Annotated in this window: 15 protein-coding genes; 7 read left to right on the top strand and 8 right to left on the bottom strand. The window is 72.4% G+C overall.

Features of this window, described 5'->3' with window-relative positions; translation table 11 throughout:
• Nucleotides 1-139 precede the first annotated feature (139 nt).
• Complete coding sequence (locus tag HFP48_RS06510) at nucleotides 140-1621, top strand: AAA family ATPase (RefSeq protein WP_168579246.1); 1482 nt, start codon at nucleotides 140-142, stop codon at nucleotides 1619-1621.
• Nucleotides 1622-1673: 52 nt separating this feature from the next.
• A complete protein-coding gene (locus tag HFP48_RS06515) occupies nucleotides 1674-2399 on the top strand; it encodes a VIT family protein (RefSeq protein ID WP_006946958.1) in 726 nt (241 codons plus the stop codon).
• Nucleotides 2400-2437: 38 nt separating this feature from the next.
• Here HFP48_RS06515 and HFP48_RS06520 read toward each other — a convergent pair whose 3' ends face one another.
• The 3 genes from HFP48_RS06520 to HFP48_RS06530 all read right to left on the bottom strand — a co-directional run bounded on the left by HFP48_RS06520 (nucleotide 2438) and on the right by HFP48_RS06530 (nucleotide 6005).
• On the bottom strand, nucleotides 2438-3331 hold the full coding sequence (locus HFP48_RS06520; RefSeq protein ID WP_044476559.1) for a universal stress protein: 894 nt from the start codon (nucleotides 3329-3331) through the stop codon (nucleotides 2438-2440).
• Nucleotides 3332-3383: 52 nt separating this feature from the next.
• On the bottom strand, nucleotides 3384-4376 hold the full coding sequence (locus HFP48_RS06525; protein ID WP_168580529.1) for a zinc-binding alcohol dehydrogenase family protein: 993 nt from the start codon (nucleotides 4374-4376) through the stop codon (nucleotides 3384-3386).
• A gap of 102 nt (nucleotides 4377-4478) precedes the next feature.
• A complete protein-coding gene (locus tag HFP48_RS06530; RefSeq protein WP_168579247.1) occupies nucleotides 4479-6005 on the bottom strand; it encodes a CYTH and CHAD domain-containing protein in 1527 nt (508 codons plus the stop codon).
• A 221-nt stretch (nucleotides 6006-6226) separates the two neighbouring features.
• Between HFP48_RS06530 and HFP48_RS06535 the strand changes: the two genes are divergently transcribed.
• Nucleotides 6227-6760, top strand: a complete 534-nt coding sequence (locus HFP48_RS06535) for a flavodoxin domain-containing protein (protein ID WP_006946953.1) — start codon at nucleotides 6227-6229, stop codon at nucleotides 6758-6760.
• Nucleotides 6750-7757, top strand: a complete 1008-nt coding sequence (locus tag HFP48_RS06540) for a nitroreductase family protein (RefSeq protein ID WP_044476558.1) — start codon at nucleotides 6750-6752, stop codon at nucleotides 7755-7757. Before HFP48_RS06535 ends, HFP48_RS06540 begins: the two co-directional genes overlap by 11 nt.
• Before the next feature lie 24 nt (nucleotides 7758-7781).
• Here HFP48_RS06540 and HFP48_RS06545 read toward each other — a convergent pair whose 3' ends face one another.
• Both HFP48_RS06545 and HFP48_RS06550 read right to left on the bottom strand, forming a co-directional pair.
• Complete coding sequence (locus HFP48_RS06545; protein WP_006946948.1) at nucleotides 7782-8288, bottom strand: SRPBCC domain-containing protein; 507 nt, start codon at nucleotides 8286-8288, stop codon at nucleotides 7782-7784.
• 29 nt (nucleotides 8289-8317) lie between these two features.
• Nucleotides 8318-9238 carry a pseudouridine synthase gene (locus tag HFP48_RS06550; protein WP_168579248.1) on the bottom strand — a complete coding sequence of 307 codons (921 nt, stop codon included), beginning with the start codon at nucleotides 9236-9238 and terminating at the stop codon, nucleotides 8318-8320.
• A 100-nt stretch (nucleotides 9239-9338) separates the two neighbouring features.
• Here HFP48_RS06550 and HFP48_RS06555 point away from each other — a divergent pair, with 100 nt between their 5' ends.
• Nucleotides 9339-10199 (top strand): universal stress protein, encoded by an 861-nt coding sequence (locus HFP48_RS06555; RefSeq protein ID WP_050034685.1) that lies wholly within the window; start codon nucleotides 9339-9341, stop codon nucleotides 10197-10199.
• Here the strand turns inward: HFP48_RS06555 and HFP48_RS06560 are convergent.
• Together HFP48_RS06560 and HFP48_RS06565 are read right to left on the bottom strand one after the other, a co-directional pair.
• Entirely contained in the window at nucleotides 10196-11374 is a 1179-nt protein-coding gene (locus tag HFP48_RS06560) for a site-2 protease family protein (RefSeq protein WP_168579249.1), read from the bottom strand. The two genes, HFP48_RS06555 and HFP48_RS06560, sit on opposite strands and share 4 nt — an antisense overlap.
• 2 nt (nucleotides 11375-11376) lie before the next feature.
• On the bottom strand, nucleotides 11377-12276 hold the full coding sequence (locus HFP48_RS06565; protein WP_168579250.1) for a universal stress protein: 900 nt from the start codon (nucleotides 12274-12276) through the stop codon (nucleotides 11377-11379).
• 141 nt (nucleotides 12277-12417) lie between these two features.
• On the opposite strand from HFP48_RS06565, the gene HFP48_RS06570 reads away from it, so the two are divergent.
• Together HFP48_RS06570 and HFP48_RS06575 are read left to right on the top strand one after the other, a co-directional pair.
• Nucleotides 12418-13407: an alpha/beta hydrolase family protein gene (locus HFP48_RS06570; protein WP_006946930.1), complete on the top strand. Its 990-nt coding sequence runs from the start codon at nucleotides 12418-12420 to the stop codon at nucleotides 13405-13407.
• Entirely contained in the window at nucleotides 13400-14278 is an 879-nt protein-coding gene (locus tag HFP48_RS06575; protein ID WP_065922954.1) for an oxidoreductase, read from the top strand. The genes HFP48_RS06570 and HFP48_RS06575 overlap by 8 nt, the downstream gene beginning before the upstream one ends.
• On the opposite strand, the gene HFP48_RS06580 is transcribed toward HFP48_RS06575, so the two are convergent.
• Nucleotides 14253-14999, bottom strand: a complete 747-nt coding sequence (locus HFP48_RS06580) for an aspartate/glutamate racemase family protein (protein WP_050034687.1) — start codon at nucleotides 14997-14999, stop codon at nucleotides 14253-14255. The two genes, HFP48_RS06575 and HFP48_RS06580, sit on opposite strands and share 26 nt — an antisense overlap.
• Nucleotides 15000-15001: the final 2 nt, after the last annotated feature.

Consider the following 15001-nt stretch of genomic DNA (forward strand, 5'->3'; position numbering starts at 1 on the left):
CGTACCGCGTCTCCGGCACCGGCTCCGGTGCAACCACACGAGAGACCTTCGGCACTTCTGCCGGCGCGCGATCCGGTCCACCCTGAGGCAAGGTGGGCAGCGTACCGACGTTCGACAAGCCTCATCGGGGAGGAACTCCGTGACCGGCACCGACCGATCCGAACCCGCATACGCGGCGATCCGCGAGACCCACACCTCGGTGGTGTTCTTCGTCGGGGGCCGCGTGCACAAGCTCAAGAAGCCACTCGATCTCGGGTTCCTCGACAACCGGACCCGGCAGGCGCGGGAGCGGGCCTGCCACCGTGAGGTCGAACTCAACCGGCGTCTCGCCCCGGACGTCTACCTCGGCGTCGCCGACGTGCACGGGCCCGACGGGCAGGTGTGCGAGCACCTCGTCGAGATGCGCCGGCTGCCCGACGACCGGCGGCTCGCCGCGCTGGTGCAGCGGGGCGAGCCCGTCGCCGGGGTCGTCACCGCCGTCGCGCGGCAGGTCGCGGCCCTGCACGCCGCGTCGCCGCGCGATCCGGCCATCGACCGGTGTGCCACGGCGCAGTTCCTCGACGGATTGTGGCGCGAGAGCCTCGACCACCTCGACCGCCTGCCCGTCGGGGCCGAGGCCGGCGACGCGCTCACCGCGATCCGGGACATGGCCGGCCGCTATCTCGCGGGCCGCGGACGGGTGCTCGACGAGCGGATCGCCGCCGGGCGGGCCGTCGACGGCCACGGTGACTTGCTCGCCGACGACATCTTCTGCCTCGACGACGGCCCCCGGATCATCGACTGCCTCGAGTTCGACGACCGGCTGCGCTACGGCGACGCCGCACTCGACATCGCCTTCCTCGCGATGGATCTCGAACGGCTCGGCGGCGAGGCGGCGGCGCGGCAGCTGCTGCCCGCCTATGCCGAGTTCTCCGCCGACGCGTTCCCGCCGTCGCTGATGCACCATTACATCGCGTACCGGGCCGTGGTCCGGGCCAAGGTCGCCGCGCTGCGGCACGAACAGGGTGACGAGCACTCGCGCGCCGGCGCGCTCGCGTTCCTGGACCAGACGCGGCGCAACCTCGACCGGGGCCGGGTCCGCCTCGTCGTCGTCGGAGGTCTGTCCGCCACCGGCAAGACCACCGTGGCCCATCTCGCCGGGCAGCACCTGGGTGCGACCGTGCTGCGCAGCGACGTGGTCCGCAAGGAACTGGCCGGTCTCGCCCCGACCGCCGATGCGACCGCCGCCGTCGGTGCCGGGCTCTACAGTGCCGCCCACACCGACGAGACCTACGGGGAGGTGCTGCGCCGCGCCGCTGTCGCGCTCACCCACGGCGAGTCGGTCGTGCTGGACGCGACGTGGCTCACCGAGGCTCGTCGCGCGGCGGCGCGTGCGGTTGCGGCCGCCGCGACCGCCGACCTCGTCGAGATCGAGTGCCGGGCGGACCCGGCGGTGCTGGTCCGCCGCATCGTGGCCCGGCGCGAGCGGGGCGACGACGCGTCCGACGCCACGCCCGCCGTCCTGGACGAGCAGCTGCACGTGCGCGACGAGTGGCCCACGGCTCGCGTCGTGGACACGAGCGCCGGCGCCCTCCCCGATGCCGCGTGGCTGGAGCGGGAACTCGGTCCGGGACCGTGGTGAGGACAGGCTCGCATTGCTACCGCGGCGCGCGGAATCGCCCTAGCCTGGCGGCATGTCGACCGATCCTTCCCTCAATCACGCCGACGTCGAGCCGCACTCCGGAGGCATCTCGGCGAAACTGAACTGGCTGCGCGCCGGCGTGATGGGCGCGAACGACGGAATCGTCTCCACGGCCGGCCTCGTCGTCGGTGTGGCCGCCGCCACCACCGACGAATCGACGATCCTCACAGCGGGTTTCGCCGGGCTCGCGGCCGGCGCGGTGTCGATGGCCCTGGGGGAGTACGTGTCGGTCAGCACGCAGCGTGACACCGAGCGGGCGCTGCTGCACAAGGAACGTCGCGAGCTCGAGGAGATGCCGGACGCCGAACTCGAGGAGCTGACCGCGCTGCTCGAGGGCAAGGGGATGTCGAGGGCGACGGCGCGCTCCGCGGCGAAGGAGATGACCAAGCGCGACGCGCTGGCCGCGCACGCCGAGGTCGAACTCGGCATCGATCCCGAGGCGCTGGCCAATCCGTGGGCCGCGGCGTTGTCGTCGGCGGTCTCGTTCACCGTCGGCGCCCTCGTGCCGCTGCTCGTGATCGTGCTGCCCCCGGCGAGCTTGCGGATCCCCGTCACGTTCGTGTCGGTGCTCGTGGCGCTGGCCCTGACGGGTTCGGTCAGCGCGTGGCTCGGCGGCGCGCGCCGCGGCCGGGCGACGTCCCGCGTGGTGATCGGCGGTGCGCTCGCGATGATCGTGACGTACGCGGTGGGTATGGCGTTCGGGACCGTGACGGCCTGAGCCGGTGCCGCCCGGCGACGGGCGGCACCGGCCGGTTGTCATTTCTTGCGGCTGATCATGATCGGGCAGGGCGCGTTGTGCAGCAGGTTCTGGCTCACCGACCCGAGCAGTGCGCCGGTGAACTGGCTGCGGCCGTGGCTGCCCACCACGACGAGCTGTGCGTCCTCGAGCTGGCGCAGGATCACCTTCGCGATGGGGCCCCGGTCCACGACGCGGCGGACCTCCACGTCGGGGAACTTCTCGTGCCAGCCGGCGAGAGTCTCGGACAGGACCGCGGATTCGGACTCACCCACCGCCTCCCAGTCCACCAGCGTCGCGACCGTGCCGACGCCGAGGGCGGCGTCCCCGATCCAGGAGTGCACCGCGACCAGCGGCACACCGAACAGCGAGGCGTACTCGAAGGCGTGCCCGACCGCGGCCGTCGACAGCTCGCTGCCGTCGACGCCGACGACGATGGGCCGGGTGTCCGGCAGCGGTCGTGCTGTGTCGCCGCGCCACACCACCACCGGGCACGGGGCGTGGTTGGCCACGCGCAGCACGGTCGAGCCGAGCAGGAAGTTCTCCACGGCGTTGGCGCCGGTGGCGCCCATCACCACGAGGCGGGCGTCCTCGGCGGCCTCGAGCAGCGAGTTGGCGGCGGGGCCCGGACCGATGAAGCTCTGCACCTCGAGATCCGGATGGTCGGAGCGGACCACGTCGGTGACGTTCGACAGGATCGCTTCGCCGTCCTCCCGGAGCTGGTCGACCATCTGCGCCTGGATGAGCACCGCGGCCTCGCTGTAGAAGATGCCCTCGCTGGGCAGCGAGTGCACCAGGTGCAGGGGCGCGCCGAGACGAGCGGCGAGGGCGGCCGCCCACCGGGCCGCACTCGTGGCGACGGCGGAACCGTCCACGCCCGCTACGACGGCATTCCGGTTGGCAAGTGTGCTCATTCGAACTCCTTCTCGGTGCATTCTCCGCGCTCGGGGGCGCATGTCGAGTGTTTCACGGAACCAGGACCGCCGCGCCGCCGAAACGCCCCGCGGACAGGTCCTCGAGCGCGCGGTCGGCACGGTCGAGCCCGTACGCGGTGGTGGTGACGCGCAGGCGGTGTTCGTTCGCGAAGCCGAGGAACTCGTGTGCGTCGGAGCGGGTGTTGGCCGTGACGCTGCGCACCTGGCGTTCGCGGAACAGGTGCTGCTGGTAGTTCAGCGGGGGCACGTCGCTGAGGTGGATGCCGGCGACGGCGAGCGTGCCGCCGGCGTCCAGTGCGGCGAGAGCGGTGGGCACCAGTTCCCCGGCGGGGGCGAACAGGATCGCCGAGTTCAGCGGCTCGGGCGGCTCGTCGTATGCGCCCTGCGCGGAGGCCGCGCCGAGTTCGAGGGCGAGCCGCCGGGCGGTCTTGCCGCGGGTCATGACGTGCACGCGGGCGCCCCGGGCGAGGGCGACCTGCGCGGCGAGGTGGGCGCTGCCGCCGAAGCCGTACAGGCCGAGCACGCCGCCGTCCGGAACCTCGGCGCGCAGCAGCGCCCGATAGCCGATGATGCCGGCGCACAGCAGGGGGGCGAGTTCCGCGTCGGCGTACCCGGACGGCAGCGGCAGTGCGAAAGCGGAAGGGACGGTGGCATATTCGGCGTAACCGCCGTCCGCGTCCCAGCCCGTGTAGGTGGAGTTCGGGCACAGGTTCTCGTCCCCGCGCAGGCAGTACCGGCACCGGCCGCACGTGCTGCGCAGCCACGGGATGCCCACCCGGTCGCCTACCCGGTGCTCGCCGAGGTCGCCACCGACCACCTCGCCGACGACCTCGTGGCCGGGGACGACGTGCGGCCGGTGCACCGGCAGGTCGCCCTCGCTCACGTGCAGGTCGGTACGGCACACCCCGCACGCGAGGACACGCACCAGCAGTTCCCCGGGCGCCGGTTCGGGAATCGGTTCCCGGACCGGTCGCAGCGGATGCTCCGCCGCGGGGCGTGGGATGTCGACACGCCATGCTCGCATCTCTCCAGGGGTGCTCATGCGCGCCTCCTTCCGTCGTCCGGGCTCAGCATGCCCTTTCTCGGCGGTGGTCGGCCAGGGGACAAGGACACGGTCGGCAGTGGTTCACTTCCACAGCGGTTTCGCCGCCCGCCGCGCCCGCTTCCACGCGCGTTCGAGCTGCGCGACCTGCGCTTCACCGATCTCGAGTTCGCGCTGGTAGGCGATCCCGAGGCCGAAGCTCGACTCGGCGGTGTGGTCCTGCTCGGAGACCATGTCGAGCAGGTGCTCGCGGGCGACCACCGAGTCCTGGAATTCGCCGAGCAGATCCTGGAAGTCGTCGAAATGATCGAGGGCGCGCTGGGCGCGCTTGCGATGCAGCGGCCGCAGCACCTCGATGGCGTAGCGCATCCGCTTGGCGCCCTTGCGGGCCCGATGGACGAGTTCGTCCCGCTCGGCGTGCGTGGCTGCCTCCCCGGCGTTGCGGACCCGGCGCGAGACCTTCTTCGCGAGGCGGGCGAGGGCGCGGTCGAGGTCCTTCGGGCGAACCTCTCGTCGCTGTTCGCCTGGACCGGATCCGACTGCCCCCCTCGCCAGCCCGTCGATCAGTGCGTCGAGCGAACCCAGCAGGGCCGCGTAGCGGTCCGAGTCGAGGGTGCCGACGGCCTCGAGCCGGGCCGCGTCCGACCGGGCGGAGAAGTACTCGTCGACGCGGGCGCGGATGGCCTCGCGCTGCGCTTCCACGGGCACCTCCCCGACGCGGTCCACGATGCGCTCCCACTGCACCTCGAGGTCGCGCGAGGGGCTGAGTTTCCTTCCCGTCCAACGTAGTTCGTCGACCAGGCTGTCGTCGATCGCGAAGGTTCCCGCATACGTCTGCAGGGCACTGCGGATCCGGCGCAGGGCCTTGCGCATGCTGTGGACGGCGTCCGGGGCGTCCCGGCGCACGCCGATCTCGGCGAGCTCGAGGGTGCGCAGCTCGCCGCGCAGGTAGTCGCGCAGGTGCCCGGCCGGGCCGGGCACCGGCTCCTCGGTGGGCAGCAGATCGGCGAGCGCCCGATGCAGCTTGGAGGGATTCGGGGCGCGCTCGATTCCGGCGGCGGTCAGCCGATCCTCGACGACATCGAGCAGATCGGTTCCGGCCGAGGCGAGCTCGACCTCGATCTCGCGCCACCGCTGCGGCTCGCTGCCCTCCCCTCGGGTCGCGACGACGTCGTCGACGACGATCTCGGCGAGGGCCCGCCCCTCGTCGTCGATCAGGCGGTGGCGCCACCGCTGCGTGTTCAGCACCGCCGCGAGCGCGACGGGACGCGCACGGCGCACCCCGTGCAGGAGGGCGAGCAGTTCGGCCGGTGGCCGGGCGGTGTCGTCGCCGAGGGGGAAGCGCACCTCGGTCCGGGTGTCCGTGCCGGCCGGGAGCTTCACGTGCCAGCCGGCGTCGTGACCCCCCTCGCGGCGGCGCAGGGTGATCCCGGCGCGCAGCAGTCGCAGATCGTCGGTGTCGTAGTACCGCGCCGACAGCTGCTGAAGGTCGGGTTCGGGGTGTCCGGCGACGCCGGGCAGGCCCGACAGGTCCGGCAGCTGCTGCGCGTGCCCGACCGCGTACTTGCGTTCCGATTCCTGAACCGCGTCGATCCTGGGCGGCGTGGTCATGCGATCCGACTCCTGTTCCGGCGGTTGCCCTGCGTGTCCTCGTCGCACTCGTCGGCGGCGTTCGTCAGACCACTCTGCCACCCCGGCGCCGACCTGTGCCCGTCGCACGTGATCGCCGCAACGGCCCGGCTGCGGCCGGCCCGGGAGCGGGGCCCTTCGACTCTGTCCGACCGCGTGCCCGTCGGGCGATCATCGAATAACCTGGGCCGGGGAGGACACAGATGAGGATTCTGGTGACGGCGGCGAGCAGGCACGGCTCCACCACGGAGATCGCCACGGCGCTCGCGGCCGCCCTGCGCGACAAGGGAGCGCACGTCGACGTCGTCGCGCCCGAGCAGGTCGACGCCGTGGACGGCTACGACGCGGTGGTCCTCGGCAGCGCCGTCTACCTCGGGCACTGGTTGCATCCCGCCAAGACCTTCGTCGATCGGCACGCCGGCGCGCTGCGGGAGCGCGCCGTGTTCCTGTTCTCCTCGGGCCCGATCGGCGACCAGGACCGCCCCGTGAACAGGCCGTACGACGCCTCCCTGGCGACGGAGCGCACGGGCGCGCGCGAGCACCGGATGTTCGCCGGGAAACTGGATCCGGAGGTGCTCGGCGCCGGCGAACGCGTGGTTGCCCGCATGACCGGAGGACGCACCGGAGACTTCCGGGACTGGGACGCGATCGGGACCTGGGCCGCGCAGATCGTCGAGTCCGTGGAGCGGCATGCGGTCGAGTCGAGCGGCTGGGGGAGAGACAACGATGGTTACTGAGATCCGGCCGGACACCGCGGCGATCCGGGATGCGGTCGAGTCGGCGTGCCGGGCGCCATCCCTGCACAACAGCCAGCCGTGGCGTTGGGAGTGGACGGGCGAACGGCTCGAACTGTATGCCGTCGCCGAGCGCATGCTCGGCCACACCGATCCGAGCGGCCGGCAGCTGGTTCTCGGCTGCGGGGCGGCGCTGCACCACGCCCGCGTCGCGCTGTCCGCCGCGTCGTGGATCCCCACCGTGACCCGGCTTCCGGATCCGTCGCGACCGGACCTGCTGGCCGTTCTCGACTTCGACCGGCCCCACACGGTCGACGCCCGTGACGCCGCCCTCGCCCTCGCGATCGGCGCCCGGCACACCGACCGGCGGCCGTTCGCGGCGCCCACGACCCTGCGCGAGAGCCTGGTGGATCTGGAGAACGCCGCCCGCCGGGAGGGGGCGTCGCTGTCGATCCTCGACGCCGAGGCCCGCTCGGACCTCGCGCGGGCGTCGGAACTGAGCGCGGCGATCCGCGAGGGCGACGAGGCATACCGGCAGGAGCTGGCCTGGTGGACCGGTCGCGCGGAGCCCGGCGACACGGGCGTGCCGGCGTCCGCGCTGCTCGACGACGAGGCCGCCGGGGACATCGATGTGGGACGGCGGTTCCCCACGGGCGCAGGAACTCTGGACACTGCGCAGCCGAAGGCGGACGCGTCGGCGCTGGCGGTGCTCAGCACCCGGGCCGACGAGCGGATCGACTGGCTGCGGGCGGGGGAGGCGATGTCCGCGGTACTGCTCGAGGCCACCGCGGCGCATCTGGCGACGTGCCCGCTCACCCACGTGACGGAGATCGAGGCCAGCCGCGGCATCGTGCGCACGGCGACGGCGCGGACCGGGGAGGTCGCGGGATTTCCCCAGGTGGTGATCCGGTTGGGGGCCCGCAGCGCGCGGGGACTGCCCACCACGTCGCGACGTCCGGTCGACGAGGTCTTCGTCGACCGGAGCGGACGGGACGGATAGCCGCCGGCAACCGGACGAGTGGGATCAGTCGGACGGGTTGCGGTACTTGTCGGCGAGTTCCCGGGCGCGTTCCCACGGCGACCAGTTCACGTCCCGGCCCTCCAGCTGGGCCTCGAGCACCTCGAACCCGGCGTGCCAGTCGGCGCCGTGCGCGTAGGCCGAGTCCTCGTCCTCGACGGTGTGCGTGAGCGTCAGCCAGCAGCCCCCGGACCCGTCCGGCACCAGTTCCCAGTGCAGGACCTCGGCGTCCCACATGTACTCGAGGATGCGCCCGGGATGCACGGAGATGACGGTCCCCGTGGCGGTGTGGTCGGCGGGCAGCCCGAGGCGCTCGGCCTGCTGCTCGGTGGCATGGAAGACGAGCTGGGCACCGGGGGTGAGATCCAGTTCTACGCGGGCCGGGAACCAGGCGCGTAGGTACTCGGGGTCGGTGATGACCCGCCATACGCGGTCCGGGGGATGGGCGAAGGCGTGCTGGAAGCGCAGGGCGACGCGGCCGTCGTAGGTGCGCGAGACGGTGCCGTTATCCATGGGGTCCTCCAAGACGTGAGCCCGTGCGATCAACGGGGTCCTGGTGTGCTGTGCCTCCATGCTGCCAGGTTTCGGGCGCTGGCGAAGCGGGTCCGTCGACCTGTATACGGATCGTCGAACTCCACGGCGCGGGCCAGCAACTGCAGTGGTCGTGAATAGTCTTGGGGCGCAACGTCATATACATCGGGATACAGGTTGTCCCCGAGGATCGGCAGGCCGAGCGAATTCATGTGCACGCGCAACTGGTGCGTCTTGCCGGTGCGGGGCAGCAACCGGTAACGGCCCAGCCCGGCGTCCGTTTCGAGCAGTTCGACGCGGCTGAGGGCGTTGATCTCACCCCGCACCTCCCGCGCCTGCAACACGCCGCGCTCCTTGACGATGCGGCTGCGCACCTCGCGCGGAAACCGCATCCCGGGCACGTGCCGGGCCACGGCCTCGTACTCCTTGTCGACCCGGCGGGCATCGAAGAGCGACTGGTAGGCCCGGCGCGCACCGGCGTGGACGGTGAAGACCAGCACGCCCGCCGTGAGTCGATCGAGCCGATGGGCCGGGCTCAGCTCCGGCAGGTCGAGTTCCCGGCGCAGCCGCACCAGCGCCGTCTCGGCCACCCACGACCCACGCGGTGTCGTCGCCAGGAAGTGCGGCTTGTCCACCACCAGCAGATGCTCGTCGCGATGCAGGACATCGATCTCGAACGGCACCCGCTCCTCGACCGGCGGATCGCGGTACAAGTACACGAATCGGCCTGCCGCGTACGGGGTGTTCCCGGTGATCGCCGCGCCGGCACCGTCGACGACCTCACCGGCCGCGACCTTCTCCTGCACGCGCGCCGCGTCGGCGGGGAAGCGCGCCAGCAGAAACTCCGCCACCGTCGCCCAGGAGCCGCCGTCGGGCAGGCGCAGGCGGGTCGGATTCAGGCCGTCGCGGACGGGCAGCGGGGCACGGCGCACACCCGCACGGTAACTGTTTCCGCCAACCGACCGCGCGGCGACCGCAGGATGGCGACACTGGTGGCGGAAGAACCGGACGGAACGGGACAAGGAGCGGGCGATGAATGATGCGCCGATCGTGGTCGGGGTCGACGGATCGGCGCCGGCGCGCGCCGCGCTGCGGTGGGCGGCCGGCGAGGCCGTCTCCACGGGGGTGCCGCTGCTGCTCGTCTCCAGCGCGAACGCCGGCGGGATCGGCGCCTCGTCGCCGTTCGTCGACGAACTGCGATTCACCGCGCGACGGAACCTGGCGTCCGCCGCGGAGACCGTGGAACGCGAGCACCCCGAGCTGTCCGTACGCACCGAACAGTCGAGCCTGGTGGCCGCACAGGCGCTGCTCGGGTATTCCGGTCGGGCACGGATGCTCGTCCTCGGCCGGCGCGGTCTCGGCGAGTTCACCGGCGGACTGGTCGGATCGGTGACCTCCGCGGTGGTCGCGCACGCGCACTGTCCCGTCGCGGTGATCCCCGGGCCCGACGAGAGCGGACGGGGCGCGGACGGCCCCGTCGTGGTCGGTGTCGACGGCTCGCCGGCGAGCCTGCACGCCCTCGACGTCGCGTTCGAGGCCGCAGACCGCTACAAGGCGCCGCTGGTGGCGGTGCACGCATGGTCCGACCGAGACCTCGTCGACGTCGTCGCCGGCACGCCCGGAGCCACCTGGGAGGACGTCGACCAGCAGGAGAGCGTCGTGCTCGCCGAGTCCCTCGCCGGCCGCACGCAGGACTATCCGAACGTCGACGTGGAACGGGTCGTCGTGCGGGACCGCCCGGTGCGCCACCTGCTCGAGCGGGCGGAGAACGCCCGGCTGCTCGTCGTCGGCAGCCGCGGCCGCGGCGGCTTCGAGGGCATGCTGCTCGGCTCGACGAGCCGGGCGCTGCTGCACACGACGCCGTGCCCGCTGCTCGTGGTCCGGCGCGACTAGGGATACCCGGGTCGGGTCTGCTCGTCCGGCGGCGGTGTGCGGCGGATGGGCAGGCCCAGCGCGCTGCGATCGCAGGCCCGCACCAGGTCCGTCGCCGTGACGATGCCGACCAGTCGTTCGCCCGACACGACGGCCACGAGGTCGAGCCCCGGCCGCAGCAGCACCCGGCTCGCGACCTCGGCGAGCGACGCGTCGGCGGGCACCCGCGCCGCCGCGGGCAGCGGCCGGGCCCGGTCCGAGACCGCGACGACCGTGCGCTCGCCCTCCGGGACGGGCGTCAGGTCGGACAGCGACACCACCCCGGTGGGCCGGTGGCCGTCGTCGACGACGGGGAAGACCCGGTGGTGCGAGCCGCGGGCCGCGACGGCGAGGAGCTGCGCCACGCTCCAGCGCGCGGGGGCGGCCACCGGCGACGGCGTCATGACGTCGCCGATCCGGGTGTCGCCGAGCTGATGCCGTAGCGACGCGTTCGCGAGCTCGGCGTTGGCCGCGGTCCGCAGGAACCAGCCGAGGAGCATCAGCCACAGGCCGCCCGCGCTGCCGAGGGCGAGCGTCTCGGCGGCGCCGAGCAGGATCAGCGCCAGCCCCACCGCGCGGCCGGAGCGCGCGGCGCCGCTCGCGGCCGCGAGGCGGTCGCCGGTGCGGCGCCACAGCACCGCCCGCACGACCCGTCCCCCGTCCAGCGGCGCACCCGGCAACAGGTTGAACACGGCCAGCACCAGGTTGGTCGCGCCGAGCCAGCCGATCGTCGCGGTCACCAGCTCCGGGACGGGCGGGCCGAGGAACGAGGCCGCCGCCAGCGCGACGACGCCGATCCCGACGCTCGTGAGCGGTCCGGCCAGCGCGATACGCAGATCGGCTTTCGGGTTCGGGGGTTCGTCGCGCAGCTCGGAGACGCCGCCGAGCAGCCACAGCGTGATCCCGTCCACCCCGACTCCGTAGCGGCCCGCCACCACCGAGTGCGCAAGTTCGTGGGCGAGCAGCGACACCAGCAGGCCCACCGCCGCGGCGACGCCCGCGATCCAGAACTGTGCGGGGCTCGGACCGCTGATCCGGGCGGGCAGGATCGCCCCGGCAAGCAGCCACGACAGCAGCCCGAGCGTCGCGAGCAGCGACCAGTGGGCCCGGATCTCTATCCCCGCGACCCGGCCGAGCCGGATCGATCCGCGCAGCATCGTCACACCCCCGGACGGCAGATCATGGTCGGGCACGGCGCGTGGTGCAGCAGCGCCTGACTCGTCGAGCCCAGGAGCAGGCCGCCGAGCAGTCCCCGGCCGTGGCTGCCGACGACGCTCAACTGAGCGTGCGTCGCCAGTCGCAGCAGCAGGTGCCGGGCGCCGATCTGCTCGACGATCTCGGTGACCGGCACGTCCGGGTACCGCTCGCGCTGCCCGGCGATGCACTCGGACAGCAACGCGGTCTCCTCGGCCTCGACGACTGCCCAGTCGATCAGTTCGAGCGCCGAGGTGCGGCCCGCCACCTCCCCGGCACCCCACGCGTGCGCGGCGAGGACGCCGACCCCGAGCGCCGCGGCCATGTCGAACGCGGCGGTGACCACCGGGCCGGCGTCCTCGCTGCCGTCGATGCCGACCAGCACCGGCCGGCGGTCCGTGCCCGGTTCGGGGACCGGATCGCCCCGCCAGAGGACGACCGGGCAGGTGGACCGGTTGGCGACCCGCAGCGCGGTGGAGCCGGTGAGCAGCGAACCGAGCGCACCCGTGCCGGTGGCTCCGAGCACGAGCATCCGGCTGCGGTCGCCGTGTTCGAGCAGCGCCAGGTCGGGTGGGCCGTCATCGACGGTTGTGACCACCTCGAGATCCGGGTGCTGCCGGTGCAGCGCGGCCGCGGTGTCGTCGAGCAGTTCACGGCCGATTTCGGCGAGGCGCTGGGTGTATTCGGTCCGCGCGCGCAGCGCGGCGTCACTGAAATAATTCCGGGGTCCCGGCAGCGAATGGACGAGCTGCAGGTTCGTGCCGAGCCGCGCGGCGACGGCTGCGGACCAGGTCGCAGCCTGTTTCGCGGCGTCGGAGCCGTCGATTCCGACGGTGACCGGCCGCCTGCCGAGGTCGCTGCTCATTGCGCCTGCCTTTCGGTTCGGCTTTGCTCGATAACGATTATGTGCAAGCCTCGTACAGGCCGACGTGGACCTCTACCGTGTTGTTGCGTAACTGTCGGGGCCACAGTTGTTGTTGCTACAGATGTGCTGATGGAGCCTGGTGTGACTCATACTTCCAGAACCAAGGCCGGACGTCGGGGGGTTCGGGCGCTCGTCCGATTCCTGATCGCGGCGCTCGTGCTGCCGCTCGCGGTGGCCTTCGCCGGCGCGGGCACCGCCTCGGCGGACCCCTACTCCCGCCTGCGGGAGCACTGGGTGCCGGCGCCGGGCGGGGTCGGCCAGATCAAGGTCCGCATCTGGCTGGCGAACAACGGCAGCAACAAGGCCATGTACCTGCTCGACGGCCTGCGCGCCACCAACGACGTGAGCGGCTGGGAGCACGAGACGAACGCCGCGTGGCTGTCGGATCACGGCGTCAACGTGGTGATGCCGGTCGGCGGCCAGTCCAGCTTCTACACGGACTGGTACGCGCCGAGCAACCTCAACGGCCAGCGCTACACCTACAAGTGGGAGTCCTTCCTCACCCAGAACCTGCCGGACTTCCTGGCCGGTACGTACGGCATCGACCGTTCCAGCAACGCGATCGTGGGCCTGTCGATGGGAGGCAACGCGGCGCTGATCCTCGCGGCCTACCACCGCGACCAGTTCCGCTTCGCCGGTTCCATGTCCGGTTACCTGAACCTGTCCGCGCCCGGTATGCGGGAGGCGATCCGCCTCGCGATGATCGACTCCGGCGGCTACAACGCCGACTCGATGTGGGGCCCGCCGTGGAACTCGGCGTGGCTGCGCAACGACCCGTTCGTCGCCGCGCCCAGCATGCGGGGGCTGCCGATGTGGATCTCCGCGGGCAGCGGCCTGCCCGGCCAGCACGACCGGCCGAACTCCGCGATCGGGGTGTTCAACACGGGTAACGCGATGGGACTCGAGGCGCTCGCCCTGGCGCAGAACCGCGCGTTCCAGGTGCGGTTGGCGACCCTGGGCATCAACTCCGCCCACTTCGACTTCCCGGCCGCCGGCACCCACACGTGGGGTTACTGGCAGGACCAGCTGTGGGCGATGCTGCCCATGATGAAGTCCTCCATCGGTGCCTGAACGGTTCTCCGCGCCGGCACCCGGCACCCTGCGGGGCCGCACCTTCGTGGTGACCGGCGCGAACAGCGGCCTCGGTGCGGCCACCGCCCGGGCGCTCGGTGCCGCCGGTGCCGACGTGGTGCTCGCGTGCCGGAATGTGGCCAGGGGCGAGGCGGTCGCGCGGGATATCGGCCCGCACGCGCAGGTGCGCCGGCTCGATCTCGCCGACCTGGCGTCGGTGCGGGAGTTCGCGTCGGGCATCGAGACCGTCGACGTGCTCGTCAACAACGCCGGCGTGATGGGTGTGCCGCTGAGCCGCACGGTGGACGGCTTCGAGATGCAGATGGGCACCAACCACCTCGGGCACTTCGCGCTGACCGGGCTGCTGCTCGATCGGCTCACCGACCGCGTGGTCACCGTCTCGAGCATGAGTCACCGGTTCGGGCGCATCCATCTCGACGACCTGAACTGGGAGCGCCGCCGGCACTACAGCCGCTCGCTGGCCTACGCGGAATCGAAGCTGGCGAACCTGATGTTCAGCCTCGAGCTCGGGCGCCGGCTGGCGGCCGCCGGATCGCCGCTGCGGGCGGTGGCCGCGCATCCGGGCTACGCGGCCACCGACGTCGGCACGCACACCGGAACGTGGTTCGACCAGTTGTTCCGCCTCGGGAAGAGAGTGCTCGAGCGCACCCCGGCCCAGGGCGCCGAATCCGTGGTGGTGGCCGCCGCCGATCCCGAGGTGACCGGCGGCTACATCGGGCCGGACCGCTTCTTCGAGCTGTACGGCCCGCCGACCGTGGCCGCCTACAGCCGCCGCGCCGGAGATCCGGACACCGCCCGGCAACTGTGGGAGCTGTCGGAGAAGCTCACGGGCGTGCGGTTCGAGCTCTAGCGAACGGCGCCAGCAGGCCCGCGTACGGCTTCGCCGGCGGGACGGCGAACTCGCCCCGTTTGCCGGTGCGCAGACCCAGCGTGACCAGGGACTGGACGAACAACGTCGCCGCGGCCACCCCGTCCACGACCGGGGCGCCGAGCTCCTCGGAGATGTGTGCGCACAGGTCGGCCATGCCGGCACACCCGAGCACGACGGCGTCGGAGCCGTCCGAGTCGAGCGCCTCGAAACAGGCCTCCGTGACGATCTTGCGGGCGTCGGGATCGGTCTCGAGGTCCAGCACCGGCAGCTCGCACGCGTGCACGCCGAGGCAGGACCGGCGCAGGCCGTACCGTTCGGCCAGATCCCACGTCCGGCCGGTGGTCCGGCCCAGCGTCGTGACGACGGAGAAGCCACGACCCAGGAGCGCGGCCGCGTGCATGGCGGCCTCCGCGATGCCGACGACGGGTCCGGCGGCGATCTCCCGCGCTGCGTCGAGCCCCGGGTCGCCGAAACAGGCGATGACGTATCCGTCGACGCCGGCCTCCTCGCCCGCGGCGATCTCGGCGAGCACACCCGGTACGGCGAGCGCCTCGTCGTAGTGGCTCTCGATCGAGGCGGGACCCATCGTGGGGCTGACCGCCTCGACATCGGTGCCCGGGCCGGCGACGGCCCGGGCACACGCCTCGATGGTGGCGGTCATCGACCGGGTGGTGTTCGGGTTGACGACCTTGATGCGCATTC

Source organism: Rhodococcus sp. DMU1 (genome assembly GCF_012272955.1).
Lineage (GTDB): Bacteria > Actinomycetota > Actinomycetes > Mycobacteriales > Mycobacteriaceae > Rhodococcus > Rhodococcus aetherivorans.